The 17,926-nt window shown below is 33.8% G+C and carries 14 protein-coding genes; 8 read left to right on the top strand and 6 right to left on the bottom strand.

Going from position 1 to position 17,926, the window contains the following annotated elements:
- Window positions 1–45: 45 nt before the first annotated feature.
- The 5 genes from DMB65_RS13125 to DMB65_RS13100 form a co-directional block, all read right to left on the bottom strand.
- Window positions 46–1,080 carry a vWA domain-containing protein gene (locus DMB65_RS13125; RefSeq protein WP_110307098.1) on the bottom strand — a complete coding sequence of 345 codons (1,035 nt, stop codon included), beginning with the start codon at window positions 1,078–1,080 and terminating at the stop codon, window positions 46–48.
- Between the two features lie 74 nt (window positions 1,081–1,154).
- Complete coding sequence (locus DMB65_RS13120; protein WP_110307097.1) at window positions 1,155–2,156, bottom strand: vWA domain-containing protein; 1,002 nt, start codon at window positions 2,154–2,156, stop codon at window positions 1,155–1,157.
- The gene (locus tag DMB65_RS13115; RefSeq protein ID WP_110307096.1) at window positions 2,156–3,790 is read right to left on the bottom strand and encodes a BatD family protein; all 1,635 of its coding nucleotides are present in this window, start codon (window positions 3,788–3,790) and stop codon (window positions 2,156–2,158) included. The genes DMB65_RS13120 and DMB65_RS13115 overlap by 1 nt, the downstream gene beginning before the upstream one ends.
- A 477-nt stretch (window positions 3,791–4,267) precedes the next feature.
- Entirely contained in the window at window positions 4,268–5,131 is an 864-nt protein-coding gene (locus tag DMB65_RS13105) for a DUF58 domain-containing protein (protein WP_110307095.1), read from the bottom strand.
- A 78-nt stretch (window positions 5,132–5,209) separates the two neighbouring features.
- Window positions 5,210–6,214 (bottom strand): AAA family ATPase, encoded by a 1,005-nt coding sequence (locus DMB65_RS13100; protein WP_110307094.1) that lies wholly within the window; start codon window positions 6,212–6,214, stop codon window positions 5,210–5,212.
- 221 nt (window positions 6,215–6,435) lie between these two features.
- Between DMB65_RS13100 and DMB65_RS13095 the strand changes: the two genes are divergently transcribed.
- The 4 genes from DMB65_RS13095 to DMB65_RS13080 all read left to right on the top strand — a co-directional run bounded on the left by DMB65_RS13095 (window position 6,436) and on the right by DMB65_RS13080 (window position 11,218).
- A complete protein-coding gene (locus DMB65_RS13095; RefSeq protein ID WP_110307093.1) occupies window positions 6,436–7,308 on the top strand; it encodes an aldo/keto reductase in 873 nt (290 codons plus the stop codon).
- Window positions 7,309–7,427: 119 nt separating this feature from the next.
- The gene (locus DMB65_RS13090) at window positions 7,428–8,183 is read left to right on the top strand and encodes an SDR family NAD(P)-dependent oxidoreductase (protein WP_110307092.1); all 756 of its coding nucleotides are present in this window, start codon (window positions 7,428–7,430) and stop codon (window positions 8,181–8,183) included.
- A gap of 90 nt (window positions 8,184–8,273) precedes the next feature.
- Entirely contained in the window at window positions 8,274–9,413 is a 1,140-nt protein-coding gene (locus DMB65_RS13085) for an ATP-binding protein (RefSeq protein ID WP_110307091.1), read from the top strand.
- 662 nt (window positions 9,414–10,075) lie between these two features.
- The gene (locus DMB65_RS13080; RefSeq protein ID WP_110307090.1) at window positions 10,076–11,218 is read left to right on the top strand and encodes a cystathionine gamma-synthase; all 1,143 of its coding nucleotides are present in this window, start codon (window positions 10,076–10,078) and stop codon (window positions 11,216–11,218) included.
- Between the two features lie 55 nt (window positions 11,219–11,273).
- On the opposite strand, the gene DMB65_RS13075 is transcribed toward DMB65_RS13080, so the two are convergent.
- Window positions 11,274–12,059, bottom strand: a complete 786-nt coding sequence (locus DMB65_RS13075; protein ID WP_110307180.1) for a THC0290_0291 family protein — start codon at window positions 12,057–12,059, stop codon at window positions 11,274–11,276.
- Window positions 12,060–12,383: 324 nt separating this feature from the next.
- Here DMB65_RS13075 and gdhA point away from each other — a divergent pair, with 324 nt between their 5' ends.
- The 4 genes from gdhA (at window position 12,384) to recO (ending at window position 17,916) form a co-directional block, all read left to right on the top strand.
- Window positions 12,384–13,727 (top strand): NADP-specific glutamate dehydrogenase, encoded by a 1,344-nt coding sequence (gene gdhA, locus DMB65_RS13070; RefSeq protein ID WP_110307089.1) that lies wholly within the window; start codon window positions 12,384–12,386, stop codon window positions 13,725–13,727.
- A 162-nt stretch (window positions 13,728–13,889) separates the two neighbouring features.
- On the top strand, window positions 13,890–16,160 hold the full coding sequence (gene porZ, locus DMB65_RS13065; protein ID WP_110307088.1) for a type IX secretion system anionic LPS delivery protein PorZ: 2,271 nt from the start codon (window positions 13,890–13,892) through the stop codon (window positions 16,158–16,160).
- A gap of 18 nt (window positions 16,161–16,178) precedes the next feature.
- Window positions 16,179–17,213, top strand: a complete 1,035-nt coding sequence (locus DMB65_RS13060; RefSeq protein WP_110307087.1) for an acyltransferase family protein — start codon at window positions 16,179–16,181, stop codon at window positions 17,211–17,213.
- Window positions 17,203–17,916: a DNA repair protein RecO gene (gene recO, locus DMB65_RS13055; RefSeq protein ID WP_110307086.1), complete on the top strand. Its 714-nt coding sequence runs from the start codon at window positions 17,203–17,205 to the stop codon at window positions 17,914–17,916. Before DMB65_RS13060 ends, recO begins: the two co-directional genes overlap by 11 nt.
- The last annotated feature ends 10 nt before the right edge of the window (window positions 17,917–17,926 follow it).

Genomic DNA, 17,926 nt, shown 5'->3' with positions numbered 1-17,926 from the left:
ATGATTTAAATCGCTTCTATTCGTCAAAATCCAAAGGATTAGTGGCTATTTTTTTTCGTTAAATAAATTCAACTCGTTTATCCAGTTTGTTTTTCTTTCCAATAGAAAAATATCTAAGAATAACAGAAAGAATGCAAAACCCAAAAACCACTGAAATTGTGATTGAAAGTTGGCCATTTGAGTGGCTTCAAATTCTGTTTTCTGAATATTGTTCAGTGCATTTTTTACGTATTCCAAAACCTCTTTTGTACTTCCGCCGTAAACATAACCGCCTTTCGTAGCTTTGGCAATTGCTTTTAAGCTTTCTTGGTTTAGTTTTGTAATTACCGTTTCCCCGTTATTATCTTTTTGATAGCTTCTGACAACGCCGTTCTCTTTTAGCGGAATAGTCCCGCCCTGTTCAGTTCCAAGACCAATGGTGATGATCTTCATTCCAAATTTATTGGCTTCTTCTGCCGCAGTTTCGGCACCTTCAGAGTGATCTTCTCCATCAGAAATTAAAATCAGCAGTTTACTGGTCTTGCTTTTTTCATCAAAATAAGTTGATGATAATCTAATGGCTTCGTCTAATGAAGTTCCCTGTGAAGAAACCATTCCCGGATTCATGCTTTGCAGGAACATTTTGGCTACACTATAATCTGTTGTAATGGGCAGAACCGGGAAAGCACTTCCTGCGTAGGCCACAATTCCTATTCTGTCACTTCCTAAATTGTTGATAATTTGCGAAACCAATTGTTTACTTTTTTCTAAACGGCTTGGTGCTACGTCTTCAGCGAGCATACTTTTCGAAACGTCTACAGCAAAAACAATATCAATTCCTTCCCGTTTAACGGTTTCCATTTTGGTTCCGATTTTCGGATTTACCAAACCTATAATTAAACAGGCCAGTGCCAAAAGAAACACTACTAATTTTAAAACAGGTTTAAAAACTGAACGTTCAGGGCTTAGTTTTTTTACCATTTCTAAATCACCAAATTCGCGTTGTTTTTTTCTTTTCCAATACATATTAAAAAGAAAAACACACACCAAAACAGGGATGAGAAACAATAGATACAAATATTTTTTTTCGTCTAATTCCATTTTTAAATTCTAGTTTTCAGTTTTCAGTGGCAGTTTTCAGTTGGTACCTGAGAACTGAGACTGAGACTAAAATATTAAATAAAGCTTCTGTAAACCGTATTTCTTAAACCAACTTCCAATAACAACAAAATTCCTGCGAGTAATACAAAAAACCGGTATTTTTCATCGTAATCGTAGAATTTTAATTCCTGGATTTCTGTAGTTTCTAATTTGTTGATCGAATTGTATATCTCAGCCAGTTTATCGTTACTGGTTGCCCTAAAATAAGTTCCATCGGTTTTTCTGGCGATGCTTTTCAGCAATTTTTCATCAATTTCTACTTTTTGCATCTTGAATAAAAATCCGCCATTTGGAGCATATGCATAAGGGAATTCAGCCATTCCGTTGGTTCCAATTCCAATAGTATATACTTTTATTCCATATTGTTTTGCAATATCAGAAGCTGTTTCCGGTTCGATGAATCCGGCATTATTAACACCATCCGTCAACAGGATAATGACCCTGCTTTTTGCTTTACTGTCTTTAAGTCGGTTTACGGCAGTTGCAAGACCCATTCCAATTCCGGTTCCGTCTTGCAATACGTTATCGTACTTTATTTCTTTTATAGCTTCTAAAATAATTGCTTTGTCGCTTGTCACAGGAGTTTTGGTATAAGCCTCAGATGCGTATAAAACCAATCCGATTCTGTCGTTCGGTCTCTCTTCAACAAAATCTGCGGCGACTCTTTTTAAAGCTTCCATACGGTTTGGCTTTAAATCTTTGGCCAGCATACTCCCGGAAACGTCTATTGCCATTACAATATCAATTCCTTTAGTAGTTTTGGTTTCATTGCTTATATCTACTGTTCTTGGTCTTGCCAGCGCAACAATTAAAGAACACAATGCAATAATTCTGAAAACATATAAACAGGGCTTTAATTTAGTCAAAAGAGATTCAGCGTTTTTAAAACCCTGAGTTGAACTCATTTTTAAGGTAGCCGATTGCTGGTTACGTTTCCAGAAAAACCATCCAATTGCAAATGGGATGAGTAAAAAAAGCCAAAAAAATTCCGGATTTAAAAAAGTGATCTTTTCCATTAGTTGCTTGCTTTTTTAAGTTCAACAGAATTTAAAATCCTGTCCGAAATAGCATTAGCATACGTGTCTCCTTCTTCATGAAATATACCAATTTGCTGTAATCCGCCATCTTGTTTAAACATCAGGACTTCATAATAAATTTTAGTGCTCGAATTCAGGTTGTCATTGATAAGCGTAAAAGTTCCGTAACCTTTGATCCCTGTAATACCTTCTTTGGTTTCAAAATCTTCCTGTTTTACAATCATATTTCGGGCACCCTGAGCTTCGATTATTTTTAAATTACCTTCCAGGGCTTTTGTTAAATCAATTTCTGTAGGGTTTTTAAATTTAGCTGTAGAAACCGTAATATAAAAGTTGTCCAGTAAACTTCCGTACCCAAAAAGCTGCATTTCTTTAATAAGAGCCATTGCTTCTTTTGGTAATACTTTTTGAGTATCAAGTCTTTTTAAAACCTTTGGTGTTTCAACTAAAATACCCGGATTTCCATACTCGCTTTTTACCCATTCTCCTTCGAGTAATTCTTTGGTCGGGTGCCCGATTAAATTGTCTTTTACATAATTGAAACCTTTAGTAACAATAAAATAAGTTGTGGTGGCTGTCAATAGAAATACCACTGAAGCAACAGCAATTGTAATACGTTTGTTTCTTTTTTTCTTTAACTGAAGCTGAATCTGCTTTTGTTTTTGTGCTTCATTTAATAATTGATCTTCCTGCTCAACAGGTACTTCGGCCGGGATTGCGTTGTCAAGGGTTAAAATCGCTTTCTGGATTTTATTTCTGTCCTCGGTAATTTCAAATTCTAATGGTTTTGATTTTGCAAATTTCACCAAATCCGCCTGTCTTAAAACACGTTCCAGATTTTCTACGGTTTCAGAAGTCAGGCTCATTTTTTTCTTGGCAGAAGCCGTTTTAAGTCCCTGGATCAACTCAGAAGTGGTACTTTCCATTGCCGGAATCTGAATTGCTTCCTCGATATAATTACGGGCAATATCGGTTAGTTCACTATAATATTCTTTTATTTCTCCTTTTTGCCAAAGTTCTTTTTTCTCCAGATTATTCAGTAAACTTGTTGCTTTTTCAATAGGTGTTTTATAAACTTCTTCTTCAATTTTTTTCTTTTGATGTTTTTTTATGTACCAATAGACAAAAGCACCAATCCCCAGGATTAACAAAAATCCTAATAGGTATTTCCACCAGTCTCCCGTTTCGTTTTCAACTGTAGAAATGTCTTTGATATCGTACATTTTTTTTTGTAAAGTATCGACCTGAATGTTGGCAACTTCAACACGAATAGAATCTGTTAAATATGGTTTTTTATCAATCAAAATTTTGATAGCCGGAATCGTGTATCTTCCGGAATCAAATTGAGTCAAGCCATATTTTTTGATCAATTCATAAGTGTCATTTTTCTTAACAGTATCAATTGGGTACGATTGAATAACTTCTAAAGCACCAATGTTTTTCAGGTTAGGAAAAACCACTTTAGATTTTGAATTCACCACTGTTTTGAACGTTAGTTTAAACTCAGCACCAATTTTATTTTTTGTAGTATCGATACTTGTTTCAATCTGCTTGCTTTGTGCAAAAACAGCTGAAGAAAGTAAAAATAAAAATATGTAAAATTTTAATTTCATTTGATTTGTGATTGTATATTTTAGATTAATGATTTTTGATTTAATCCAAAACACCTGTATTTTATTTATGAATTATTTTTTGATGTTTTATACTGTAAACAAAGATTGAAATCAGTTCATTAACTTCAGTTTTTGCTCTTGATAAATTTTCTAATTCTGATGATAAATTTGCTTTTTTAATTATTTTCAAACAAACAAAAGTTTTTCTCCACTCTTTTAAACAAATCCCATTTTATGAATAAAATCTCTTTTACTTTCGGCACTTTGTGCTTCTCCATAATTTAATACTGGCGAAGTTTCCTGAACGAATTATTTGACCTGATAAATGATTTCTACATTTTTTTTCAAACTTACTTGCTACTATGATGCTGGTAGCTGCAAAATCAATCAATCTATTTTCTAATTCGTGTTTATTCATGTATTTTTTAATCTTATAAGATCTGAAATCAAAATTCGTTAAACAAAATTAAAAAATCATTATCTCGACTTAAAATACCCCAATAATTTAGTAACGTAATTTTCGTCTACTCTGGTGTTTACCACACCGGCTCCGGATTTACTAAAGATTTCTTTGAAATAATTGACACGTTCCTGATAATGTTTTTCGTAATTCATTCGAACCTTTTTAGAACCGGTATCAACAAGCTGAATTTTTCCGGTTTCAGCATCCAGCATTGTTACCATTCCTAAATTTGGTATTTTTTCTTCGCGTATATCATACACACGAACACCGGTAATATCATGTTTTTTAGAAGCAATTTTCAAGGTCTGCTCGTAATTTTCGGACATAAAATCGGAAATCATAAAAACAATGGCTTTCTTTTTTTGAGTTCCTGATAAGAATTTTAGGGCTTGTGCGATATCGGTTTTTTGACTTTTTGGTTCAAATTCGATCAGTTCCCGAATGATTCTCAATACATGTGAACGACCTTTTTTGGGCGGAATGTATAATTCGACATTGTCAGAAAACAATATTAGTCCAATCTTGTCATTATTTTGTGTAGCCGAAAAAGCCATCGTTGCCGCTATTTCTGTTACGATGTCTTTTTTAAACTGACTTTTTGAGCCAAAACCTTCTGAACCTGAAATATCGACCATTAAAACCATGGTCAGTTCGCGTTCTTCTTCAAAAACTTTTACATGAGCTTCGTTATAACGTGCCGTTACATTCCAGTCGATATTACGAATATCATCGCCATACTGGTATTGTCGTACCTCGCTAAAAGTCATCCCGCGCCCTTTAAATGAAGAATGGTACTCTCCCGAAAAGATATGATTGCTCAGTCTTTTGGTTTTGATTTCTATTTTCCGTACTTTTTTTAAAAGCTCTTTTGTATCCATTTTTTTAGTTTTCAGTCGCAGTTTTCAGTCGCAGTTTTTTGTAATGTGTTCACTGTGACTGAAAACTGAAAACTATTTTTAAGGTACTTCAATCTCGTTTACGATTTTGTTGATAATGTCTACAGAACTAATGTTTTCGGCTTCAGCTTCATAGGTAATCCCCACTCTGTGACGTAAAACATCATGTACAACTGCTCTGACATCTTCTGGAATTACATACCCACGACGTTTGATAAAAGCATAACATTTTGCCGCATTGGCTAAATTGATACTTCCACGTGGTGATGCTCCAAAACTAATAAGAGGTTTTAAGTCGGCTAGTTTGTACTTCTCCGGATAACGGGTAGCAAAGATGATATCTAAGATGTATTTTTCGATTTTTTCGTCCATGTAAACTTCGCGAACCGCTTCCTGCGCGCGCAGAATTTGTTCTACAGAAACTACAGGGTTTACTTTTTCGTAAGATCCTTTTAGGTTTTGGCGAATTACATAACGCTCTTCGTCAATTTTTGGATAATCAATTACGGTTTTCAGCATAAAACGGTCAACCTGCGCTTCAGGAAGCTGATATGTTCCTTCCTGCTCAACAGGGTTTTGTGTGGCTAATACTAAAAACGGACGATCCAATTTGAAAGTCGTATCGCCAATAGTAACTTGTTTTTCCTGCATCGCCTCAAGTAAAGCTGACTGAACCTTTGCCGGGGCACGGTTAATCTCATCAGCAAGTACGAAATTGGCAAAAATTGGTCCTTTTTTAATAGAAAATTCGTTTGCCTTGATGTTATAAATCATCGTTCCGATCACATCGGCAGGTAATAAGTCCGGTGTAAACTGGATTCGGCTGAAAGAACCTTGTACGGCCTGGGACAATGTATTTATAGCAAGGGTTTTGGCAAGCCCCGGAACACCTTCCAGTAAAATATGCCCTTGTCCTAAAAGCCCGATTAATAAACGTTCGACCATGTGTTTCTGGCCCACAATAACTTTGTTCATTTCCATTGTAAGAAGGTCTATAAAAGCACTTTCTCTCTCAATTTTTTCATTTATCGCTCTAATGTCTAAAGTCGTTGTATTTTCTTCCATATAAATGTTTTTAAACCTTTTTAAAACGTTAATTTTTATGCCTAAGTTTTGAGAGTGCAAATTGAATATTTTTTGAGAAGTAAGATGTTAAAAAATGGTTAAAACTTCTACCAAACCACTAATTTTAAGGACGAATTGTGATTCTATTTTTATATTTTTAAGAACTTTGGTGATTATGTTTTATAAACACATAATAATCATTGAAATTAATATAATAAACCATGAGCAAAACTTTATTATCACCTGTAATTTCAGGCATTAAGAATTGGGGAGTGTGGGATAAGAATCTTTCGTCAAAAGAAATGGAAAACATGATACAGCTCTGTGTCGAAAACAAAATTACCACTTTTGACCATGCTGATATTTACGGAGATTATACAACCGAAGAAGATTTTGGAAAGGCACTTTTTAACAGTAAAATTTCGCGCGAAAAACTGCAGTTAATTACTAAATGTGGTATTCAGATGGTTACCCAAAACCGCAACAACAAAATCAGGCATTATGAGCATTCTAAAGAATATATTATCTGGTCTGCTGAAGAATCCCTGAAGAAATTAAAAACAGACTATATTGATGTTTTTTTACTGCAAAGACCAAGTCCGCTGATGCAGGCTGATGAAATTGCCGAAGCAGTTGAAAAACTAAAATCGGAAGGAAAGATTATTGATTTTGGAGTTGGAAATTTTAGTAATTCACAAGTGGAATTAATTCGCCAGAAAACAGAAGTCAGTTATCATTCAGTGCAGTTTTCGGCTACGAATTTTGAACCGATGACTGACGGGACTTTTGATTACGCACAAATACATGCAATCCGCCCATTGGCATGGAATCCGCTTGGAACTGTTTTTAGGGAAGATTCTAAACAAACCCGCCGTTTGAAAAAATTACTGTCGACATTAGTTGAAAAATATCATTTAGGTTCTGATACTTTGTTATTAGCATGGATTTTAAAACATCCGGCAAAAGTAATTCCGGTTGCAGGAACTGTAAATGTTGCCAGAATACAATCGTTGATGAAGGCTGTCGAGCTGCAAATGGATAAGGAAGACTGGTTTGCAATCTGGACAGAAAGCAGGGGAGAAGAATTGCTTTAAAATGATTGGTTTCCGATTATAAATTTTAAATCCGCTTTAAGCAAAAAAATAGCTGCTACAGATTCTGTGGATTTTCAGTTGATGAAATCTTTTAATTTTTGGCAAACATAATAAACAGAATGAAAAAAACAGTTTTAATTACCGGCGCTACAAGCGGAATTGGTAAAGCAACCGCTCAAATATTTGCACGAAATCACTATAAAATTATTATTTGCGGAAGACGAAAAGACCGTCTGGCTGAACTCGAAAAAGAACTTTCAGAATATACAGAAGTACATTCTTTGTCTTTTGATGTCAGGGATAAAAATGCCGTTTTCGAAAGTATAAATTCATTACCGGAATATTTTTCGGAAATTGACGTTTTAATTAATAATGCCGGGAATGCACATGGTCTGGATCCAATTCAGAATGGTGATATTGATGATTGGGATGCCATGATTGATATCAATGTAAAAGGACTTTTATATGTTTCGAAAGCTGTTATTCCGCAAATGACTGAAAGAAAATCGGGCCATATTATCAACATTGGTTCAACTGCGGGGAAAGAGGTTTATCCTAACGGAAACGTTTATTGTGGATCAAAACATGCAGTTGACGCTATCACTCAGGGAATGCGAATCGATTTGAATCCATTTGGTATAAAAGTAAGCGGAATTCATCCGGGTCTGGTTGAAACAGAATTTAGCGAGGTACGTTTTAAAGGTGATACAGAAAGAGCTTCAAATGTTTATAAAGGTTTTGACCCTCTTAAAGCAGAAGATATAGCCGATATTATTCATTTTGTAGTTTCAAGGCCGTATCATGTTAATATTGCTGATTTGATTGTCATGTCTACAGCACAGGCTTCGTCGACAATAGTTAAAAAGACATTATAGATCTTAGGAAATTAGACTTCTTAGATGATATTAGTCTAAGAAGTCTTAGTCTAAGAAGTCTAAAATCAAAAAATCTAAGAAGTCTAAAACATGATCAATAAACGCCTTTTAATAAAAAACCTGCTCGCTCATAATGACGAGAGCAGCTTTTATGACAAAAAAAGGCAGCTGAATTTGCACTCACGCGAAGGAAAAGCAAAGTTTTTGAAGCACATTTGTGCATTGTCAAATTCAAATCCAGCCAATAATTCTTATATAGTTGTTGGTGTGGAAGATCATGATAACGAAATTGTTGGCGATGATTTTTTTGATGACAGCCGGATTCAGAATCTGGTGAATGCTTTCTTAGAAAATCCGCCTAAAATTCAGTACGAAAATGTGCCATTCCCCAATCTACCTAAAGATAAAGTAATTGGTTTGGTAACAATTAAACCCAAAAGTCAGTTTTCATTTTTTAAAAAAGGAATTCATACTATTCCGGCCAATAGCTTTTTTGTCAGGCGCGGAAGCAATTCGATTCCTGTTGAAGGTGAAATCGAAAAAAATTACCAGAATACAGAAACTGTAATCGGCATCGAAAACAGTTCCCGAAACAGCATTCAGTATACACTTGATGGCGTATTCGATTTTATGAATTTCAGGCATAAAGATATGTCGCCAAAATATCGTGTTTTTAAAGAATTGTTTGTGATTTGCTGGGCCGGAGTACCAAAGAGATCAAGAGAAAAAACTTTTCTTTCGAGAGTAGATATTGAATTAATTAACGAACAAATTAAACTTTTCTATTCGGCTCAGGATGTTGTTACGATTGTTTTTGATGATGATACTTTTACCATCACCGAATATGTTCCTTTGGGATTAAATGATAAAACAAGCTATTATCCTTTAGAAAAACAGACCATACATTTTTTTGATAACGGCTATTACAAAATTGACCGTCAAATGCTTTTTCAGCCTCCGGAATTCAATAAGAGAATGCTGTTTCATATTTATAATTCGAATATTGCCTTACTTCAAAAACTACAAAAAGGCATCTTTTTATCTGAACGTGAATTAAAAGATTTAGAAAACCTGCCATCTACTTTTATGATTTGTTATTTGAATGGTTTTGATGATGCCAAACAAAAACTGATTGATGCCAAATTACTTTTAAAACCTTTTGGTCAGGCATATTTGTCTTTTAAAGAAGCTTTGAGAATTTTACGGAAAATGAAATATGACTTGCAGTAGAGACATAGTAGATTCAATTATTTACTTACTTTTTTGATACGGAAATAAAATTTCTTTAGCATCATCTTCATGCGAAGCAGACTCATAAGAGTTATAATATAAAGAAAACCTTCCGGTGTATAAAATGCATTCTGAGACAACTGAAAACTGTCATTTTCAAACATTCAAACCTGTTGTATTTATATTGGCTTTGGCTGGAATATTATATTTGTTTCTGAACTATTTTTTTGCAAAAGCTTTAATTTTTTTTCATTTCAAATAAATCCTCATTAAAAATGGGTTTTCCTTTATCAGTATTAAATAGTAGGAAACAAAAACCCTGATAGCCATAAATCGCGTCTGTAGAGTTATAATGATCCAGTTTAATATTCAAAATCTGATCCAATTGATATTCAGTATTTTCTTTAACTTTTGCTTCCCATGCAAATGTTTCGCTTGTGAATTATTTTGAAGGGAATTTTTGATTCTTTTTCAAAAACCTCTTTTTCAATTGATAAACTTTTGGTACGGGAAGAAAACAATATAATAAGCACGAGAGCAAGAGTGAAATGACTCATCTTAAAAAGTGTTAATTATACATAAAGGTAAGGACTTGTATCAGGATAAGAATAAATTAAACGGTAAATTTGTATAAAATTTAAGAATTTAAAACCGATAACTATATGAAATTCAATACTAAAGTAATACATGGAGGTCAGCATCATGATCCGGGAACAGGAGCGGTTATGCCTCCTGTATATCAAACCTCAACTTTCATTCAAACCAGTCCAGGGAAACCATTAGGTGATTATGAATACAGTCGTGCATCGAATCCAACCAGAACTGCTTTAGAAAATGCATTGGCAAGTATCGAAAACGGTACCCGGGGATTAGCTTTTTCATCAGGGTTAGCTGCTACAGATTGTATTTTGAGATCTTTTAAGGCAGGAGATGAAGTAATTGCCATGGATGATTTGTATGGAGGTACTTATAGAATGTTTTCAAGAATTTATAAAGATTCAGGTATTAAATTCCATTTTGTTAATATGACTGATATTACAAAACTGAAATCTTTGATTAATGAAAACACAAAATTGGTATGGGTAGAAACACCCACAAATCCGTTAATGAAATTAGCCGATATTGATGAAATTGCCAAAATCACAAAAGAAAACAAAATCTGGCTGGCAGTAGATAATACTTTTGCAACACCTTATTTGCAAAAACCGCTAGATCTGGGCGCTGATATTGTAATGCATTCAGCAACCAAGTATCTGGGAGGTCATTCAGATGTTATTGCAGGGGCTTTAATTGTAAAAGATAAAGCTCTGGGAGAACAATTGCATTTTCAACAGTTTGCAACTGGGGCGACTTTGGGGCCAATGGATAGTTTTCTGGTTTTAAGAGGAATAAAAACACTTTCACTAAGAGTTCAGAGACATTGTGAGAACGGAGAAAAAGTGGTGCATTTTTTAAGTAATCATCCCAAGATTAAGACCGTTTATTATCCAGGTCTGGAAAGTCATCCGTTTCATGAAATTGCTAAAAAACAAATGAAGGCATATGGCGGAATGGTATCTTTTACATTTGTTTCAGGTAAAAAACAAGATTCGGTTTCTTTTTTAGAGAAACTCAAAGTATTTACATTGGCAGAATCTTTAGGAGGAGTAGAATCATTGGCAAATCATCCGGCTTTAATGACCCACGCTTCAATTCCTGCGGATAAAAGGGCTGAGGTTGGAATTACAGATGATCTGGTACGTTTGAGTGTTGGTATTGAAGACGCCGAAGATTTAATAGCCGATTTAGAACAGGCTTTATCATAAAAAAAACAAACCCCCAATTCGAAATAATTGGGGGTTTGTTTATACTATTTATTTGTTAGAATTCTAAATAATGAGAATATCCAAAATTGAACCATACTTGTGAATCTTTAGCTTTGTTTTCTTTGTAAAGATCCCTATTTGGGTTCAAACCGTCAATCCAGTCTGAGTTAAATCCCTGATAACGTATTTCAAAAAGTAAATCGTTCATCTCGTTTAATTTGTATTGGACACCAACACCCAAAAGAGCCGAAATTGTTAAGCCACTTTCTGTTGAGAAACCATATTGATTTCCTTCTGAAGGAATAAGGTATTTATCAGGAGTTGTAGCTGGAGTTCCTAAACGACCAAGAGATGAATTAGCTTGGGTGTCGTAATAACTTGCCATAATCCCTAAGCTTAAATAAGGATAGAAACTGCCAACGTATTTTTCGAACTCGTGAATTGTTGTAAACGGAGAGTAATTTAGCTGAGTACCTACATTAAATAAAAATGTTTTTCCACTCATGGCTTTAAGTTTTTCTTTAGTTACAGAAGGTTTTCCTTCTACCCAACGTCCAAAATGCTGAAAATCTGTTTTACTAAATGAAATCTCAGAGCGAATTTTAAAATGTTCATTGAAATATTCATTTCCATTTGCAGCAGAAGAAAAATTTAGCCAATGAACTGCACCAATACCAAAGCCGGTATTCCCGATATTGGTTGATTGATCATTCCTCTGTCCATAATCAGACTGAAAAGCTACAGGACCAAATATAAGTCCTATTTCGTGGGCTAATTGTGCATTTGATACCGTGGTAATACCAAATATCGCAAAGAAAGTTAAGGCTATTTGCTTGAGCATGAGTTTTTCGTCTTTCAAATCAGAGGCAAATATATAAAAAAACATAACTGAGTATGAAATAATTATTAGACAATTGTAAAATAAGTAATCAAACACTTAAAATGCTAGTCATAATTTCGGGTTTAGACTGGAATATAAACGTAGTAAATATGAATCTTGAGTTTGTTTGAAAAATATGCAATTGTTATAAAATTGTTGTAAAAATTAATTTTGAATTATGATTTTACTTTATCTTTGTTAAAGATAACGAAAACGTTTTCTTAATGATGTTTTCTTATTTATTATACCCAATAATTGATTTATTAGCGTAACTTATTTCAAATGATGAAACAAAAAATAAATGAGTTTATGGCTCTTGTAGAGTCAAAAAACCCAAATGAACCTGAATTTCTTCAGGCGGTCAGAGAGTTTGCAGAAACGGTAATTCCGTTTATTGCCGAACAAAAAAAATACGATGGAAAAAACTTATTACTCAGGATAGCTGAGCCGGAAAGGTCAATAATTTTTAGGGTCCCATGGGTAGATGATAAAGGTGAAATCATCGTTAACAGAGGTTTTAGAATTCAGATGAATTCTGCAATCGGACCTTATAAAGGAGGAATTAGATTTCATCATACAGTAAATCTTTCTGTTTTGAAATTTCTTGCTTTCGAGCAAGTCTTTAAAAACAGTCTGACAACACTTCCGATGGGGGGTGGAAAAGGAGGGTCTGATTTTGATCCGGAAGGTAAATCAGATGCGGAGGTAATGCGTTTTTGTCAATCATTTATGACCGAATTATGCCGCCATATAGGTCCGGATCTGGATGTTCCAGCCGGGGATATTGGTGTAGGTGCCAGAGAAATAGGGTATTTATTTGGTCAGTATAAAAGAATCAGAAATGAATTTACAGGTGTTTTAACCGGAAAAGGAATTGCTTATGGAGGCTCATTAATAAGACCTGAGGCTACAGGATACGGTGTTGTTTATTTTACAGAGCAAATGTTACGTACGATTGGACATGAAATAAAAGGTAAAACAGTTGCAGTTTCCGGATTCGGAAACGTCGCCTGGGGTGTCGCTCTAAAAATAAATGAATTAGGAGGAAAAGTATTGACTATTTCTGGTCCGGATGGCTATATTTACGATGAAGAAGGAATTTCGGGAGACAAAATTGAACACATGCTTGAAATGAGAGCCAGTGGAGATAACAGAGCCGAGCTTTATCTTAAAAAATATCCAAAAGCGGTATTCCATAAAGGCAAAAGCCCGTGGGAAGTAAAAGTTGATATTGCAATTCCATGTGCTACGCAAAATGAATTAAACGGTGAAGATGCCCAAAAGCTTATTGATAATGGTGTTTTATGTGTAACCGAGGCTGCAAATATGCCTTCGACATTAGATGCAATTAAATTGTTCTTAGATAATAAAGTTTTATTTGCACCCGGTAAAGCGGCAAATGCGGGAGGTGTAGCAGCATCCGGTTTAGAAATGACACAAAATTCAATTCGATTAAATTGGACTAGTGAAGAGGTAGATTTAAAATTAAAAGAAATCATGGTTGGAATTCATAACCAGTGTAAAAAATACGGTTTGGGCAAAGACGGTTATGTTAACTATGTAAAAGGAGCTAATATTGCCGGATTTGTAAAGGTCGCTGATGCTATGCTTGCTCAGGGAGTAGTATAGTTTTATTTAAAATTCAAAAAATGCCTTCATTCGTCTTTTTAATAAAGGATAGAATTGAAGGCATTTTTGGTTCTTTTTATATTAGAAAATAATAATTTGAAACAGAACAAAAATCTAATACTTTCGTTTGTATTATATTTGTAAATCTGAATCTTCCTAATAATGAATAAAAGGTATTTATATATATTATTTTTAATAATTCTCCAGAACAGCTTTTCACAGAGTAATCTATCATGGGAAGGGCATTTTTCATACAATGAAATTAAAGACATTACTGTGGCCGGTACAACAGTTATTGCCGCTTCAGAAAATGCGCTTTTTTCTAAAAACTCAGCTACAAACATCGTTAATACAACTACTACCATCGATGGTCTTTCTGGGGAAACAATATCATCGATATACCATAGTGAAACATCTAAAAAAACACTAGTGGGTTACGAAAACGGTTTGATGATTGTTATAAATGAAAATGATGGCAGTATGTTGAAAGTGGTGGATATCATCAATAAACAACTACCTTCGGGAATAAAGAGAATCAATCATTTTATGGAACACAACGGATTGATTTATGTTTCATGTGATTTTGGAATTGTACAGTTTAATTTAACTACTTCCAAATTTGGAGATACTTATTTTATTGGCGATGCCGGAGCCGAAATTGCTGTAAGACAAACAGCTTTTTTTAATGGTTTTATTTATGCCGCTACTTCAAGCGGTATAAGACGCGCAAATAGCGGTAATGCAAACCTGATAGATTACAATCAGTGGTTAGTTATAAATCCGGGAAACTGGTCCAGTATAGAAACTTTGGATTCAGAACTTATTGCAATTAACACTTCGGGTCATATTCATCGTTATAATTCAGTTGTTTTTGCTGGATTTCTGCAGCTACCACAAACTTCTGTAGATATGAGGGCTGTTGATCATAAATTATTTATTACCACATCAAATACGGTATATGTTTATAACAATCAAATGATTCTGAGCCGTCAGATTTCAAATACTGAAGTTTTAGACGCTAGTTTAGGGTTTACATGTTCAACATCGGTAGGAGATTTTATTAATATTGGAACTAAAGAAAACGGATTGTTTAGATCTTCGCTTTCAGTTGCTGCGTCTTTTGAAAATAATACACCACAAGGTCCTTTAAGAAATAATATTTTTGCACTTCAAACAACCGCAAATCTGCTATGGGCTGTTTATGGCGATTATGCAGGGAATTACAATCCTTACCCAAAAGATAGTTATGGGATTAGTAAATTTACTCAAAATGAATGGCTAAATATACCGTATGAAAAAGTTTTAGGTGTCAAATCCCTAATAAGGGTGGCTATTGATCCTAATGATGAAAATAAAGTTTATATAGGATCATTTGATGCGGGGCTTTTGAAAGTAGAAAATGATGTACCAACGTATTTATATGGTAAAGGAAATAGTTCCTTGGAAGCCATTCCTAATACATCAGATGTTTGGGTAAATGGGCCTGTATTTGATAAATCAGGAAATCTTTGGATGAACAATAGCCAGGTTGATAACGGAATAAAAGTTCTTAAAGCAAATGGCAGTTGGGAGATTTTTTCAACAAAATCAATAATACCAGATATATCGAGTTGTACTTTCGGCAGAATGTCGATTGATAAAAACGGAACAAAATGGATGGCGACTGTTAATAATGGAATTATAGGTTTTAATGAAAAAGGGAATGTTTTCAAAAAAATAACATCCGGTACCGATGCCGGGAATTTACCTACATTTGATGCCAGGGTTGCCGTTCCGGATAATAATAGCCAATTATGGATAGGTACTACAAAAGGATTAAGAGTTTTATCAAATGTAAATAGCTTTCAAACCGAAAATCAATTAACTACAAAACCGATTATTATTGTTGAAGATGGTTTAGCTCAGGAATTACTATACGAACAGTTTATTACAGATATAGTTGTAGATGGGGCTAATGATAAATGGATTGCTACTGCTGACTCCGGAGTCTTTTTAGTTTCTTCAAATGGTCAGGAAACAAAATATCATTTTACAATAAATAATTCACCATTACCCAGCAATACCATAAACGATATAGAAATTAAAGGTGCTACGGGCGAGGTATTCATTGCTACTGATAAAGGGATGATTTCTTTTAAGGGAACGGCCACTAATGCAAAAGAAAATCTGAATAATGTATATATATATCCTAATCCTGTACGACCAGGGTTTCAAGGAACTGTAAAGATTGCAGGTTTGTTAAATAAAGCAAATGTAAAAATTACGGATATTGAAGGTAATTTAGTTTATGAAACTATTTCAGAAGGAGGTACAATAGAATGGGATACAACCGCATTTGGAAGTTATAAAGTCGCTTCAGGTGTTTATATGGTTTTTGTTTCGGCTCAGGATGGTAGTGAAACTAAGGTCAAAAAAGTAATGATTGTTCGATAATTTTAGATAAAGTTGACCATGTATAATAAGAATTGCTTTGACTTTTTACGGTTTTTCTTCGCTATAAATATTTTATTAGCACATCTTTCCGAACTTTCTCAAAATAAAAACCTGTTTTTTTTGTCTTATTTTTCTAATGCACTTATTGGTGTAAAAGGGTTTTTTATAATAAGCGGTTTTTTAGTTACTAAAAGCTATGTAAATACACCTTCCCTAAAACTGTACTTTATTAAAAGAATAAAAAGAATTTTGCCTGCATATTTTGTTTTGATTGTTATTTCTACTCTAGTTTTTTCGATTTTTAGTAGTTATGAATTTTCTGCTTATTTTTTAGATACAGGTACTTATAAATATTTAGGGTGGAACTTGTTTTTTTTGAATTTTATGCATCCTTGTCTGCCTGGGCTTTTTGATAACAATCTTTTGTGTTCTGTTAATGGGTCATTATGGACTTTAAAAATTGAAGAAGGATTTTACATTGTTTTGCCATTGATTTTTTACGGAATAAAAAAAACACAAAAACCACTTTTAATACTCGCAAGTCTTTATCTTTTTTCATTAGGATATTGGTTCCTGCTCAATCATTTAGATGAGCCTTTGCTGGCAAAACAATTGCCGGGTTATCTGTCTTATTTCGTAACAGGAATTTATCTTTTTTTGACTTTTGATTATGTGATGAAGAATAAAAAAGTACTTTTGGGGTTGTCTGTCGCGATTCTAATTAGCTATTATGTGCTAAGTTTCCATGTCGGTTTTTTATACCCTGCTACTTTTGGTTTGTTAGTTATAATTATAGCATATAATTTTCCTTTTTTTAATAATTTCGGAAAGTATGGAGATTTTACTTATGGACTTTATATTTATCATTTTCCAATAATTCAGCTTTTTAGACAATATAATTTGTTTAATAAATACAATGCTGTTTTAATGGGAATTACGGTGATTTTAATTACCTTAATTTTAGCCGTTTTTTCATGGCTATTTATTGAAAAAAGATTTTTAGACAGATTCAAAAGTAGTAATAGACAGATTATCTCAAGTTATGTTGGTTAAAACCAAAGCAATAGTAATCTCATCACTGAAATTTCAGGAAAAAAGTCTGATCGTAAAATGTTTTACTCTTTCTCATGGATTGAAATCTTATTTTGTGCGTGATGCTTTTTCGAGTAAGAAAGCAAGTCATAAAATTGCTTATTTTCAGCCTTTTTCTATTCTTGAAATAGAAGCGGTTCATAAAAACAAAGGTACTTTAGAAAACTTTAAAGAAATCAAAACAGCAGTTCCCTTTCAAAGTATCCATACTGATTTTGTAAAAAGTACGATGGTCATGTTTCTGTCTGAAATTTTGCATTATTCGATTCAGGAAGAAGAAAAAAACGAATCGCTATTTGTATTTTTAGAAACGGCACTTACCTGGCTTGACCATCATGATGAAATTGCTAATTTCCATTTAATTTTAATGTTGGAAACAACAAAATATCTGGGTTTCTATCCGGAGGTTTCAGAAATTGATTTGCCTTATTTTGAAATGAATGGTGGTGTTTTTACTCTTTTTCAGGGAATAAATGCTTTGACGGAGCATGAAACAAATCTTTTCAAAAAACTAATTGATCTGAAATTTGACAACGATCAAAAAGTTTTTCATGTAATAGAAAGACAAATACTGCTAAAAATCCTGATTGATTACTACAGCTTCCACTTAGATGGATTCAAAAAACCTAAATCTTTGGATGTCCTAAAAGAAGTTTTTTCTTAAACTGTAACTT

The organism is Flavobacterium cheongpyeongense (genome assembly GCF_003202435.1).
GTDB lineage: Bacteria > Bacteroidota > Bacteroidia > Flavobacteriales > Flavobacteriaceae > Flavobacterium > Flavobacterium cheongpyeongense.
The sequence above is the reverse complement of the archived record's forward strand: the minus strand, read 5'-3'. Positions and strand labels throughout refer to the sequence as shown.

Excerpts from the sequence above, each read along its gene's own strand:
- DMB65_RS13125 (WP_110307098.1), bottom strand. The coding sequence starts at position 1,080 with ATGGAATTAGACGAAAAAAAATATTTGTATCTATTGTTTCTCATCCCT.
- DMB65_RS13120 (WP_110307097.1), bottom strand. The coding sequence starts at position 2,156 with ATGGAAAAGATCACTTTTTTAAATCCGGAATTTTTTTGGCTTTTTTTA.
- DMB65_RS13115 (WP_110307096.1), bottom strand. The coding sequence starts at position 3,790 with ATGAAATTAAAATTTTACATATTTTTATTTTTACTTTCTTCAGCTGTT.
- DMB65_RS13105 (WP_110307095.1), bottom strand. The coding sequence starts at position 5,131 with ATGGATACAAAAGAGCTTTTAAAAAAAGTACGGAAAATAGAAATCAAA.
- DMB65_RS13100 (WP_110307094.1), bottom strand. The coding sequence starts at position 6,214 with ATGGAAGAAAATACAACGACTTTAGACATTAGAGCGATAAATGAAAAA.
- DMB65_RS13095 (WP_110307093.1), top strand. The coding sequence starts at position 6,436 with ATGAGCAAAACTTTATTATCACCTGTAATTTCAGGCATTAAGAATTGG.
- DMB65_RS13090 (WP_110307092.1), top strand. The coding sequence starts at position 7,428 with ATGAAAAAAACAGTTTTAATTACCGGCGCTACAAGCGGAATTGGTAAA.
- DMB65_RS13085 (WP_110307091.1), top strand. The coding sequence starts at position 8,274 with ATGATCAATAAACGCCTTTTAATAAAAAACCTGCTCGCTCATAATGAC.
- DMB65_RS13080 (WP_110307090.1), top strand. The coding sequence starts at position 10,076 with ATGAAATTCAATACTAAAGTAATACATGGAGGTCAGCATCATGATCCG.
- DMB65_RS13075 (WP_110307180.1), bottom strand. The coding sequence starts at position 12,059 with ATGCTCAAGCAAATAGCCTTAACTTTCTTTGCGATATTTGGTATTACC.
- gdhA (WP_110307089.1), top strand. The coding sequence starts at position 12,384 with ATGAAACAAAAAATAAATGAGTTTATGGCTCTTGTAGAGTCAAAAAAC.
- porZ (WP_110307088.1), top strand. The coding sequence starts at position 13,890 with ATGAATAAAAGGTATTTATATATATTATTTTTAATAATTCTCCAGAAC.
- DMB65_RS13060 (WP_110307087.1), top strand. The coding sequence starts at position 16,179 with ATGTATAATAAGAATTGCTTTGACTTTTTACGGTTTTTCTTCGCTATA.
- recO (WP_110307086.1), top strand. The coding sequence starts at position 17,203 with ATGTTGGTTAAAACCAAAGCAATAGTAATCTCATCACTGAAATTTCAG.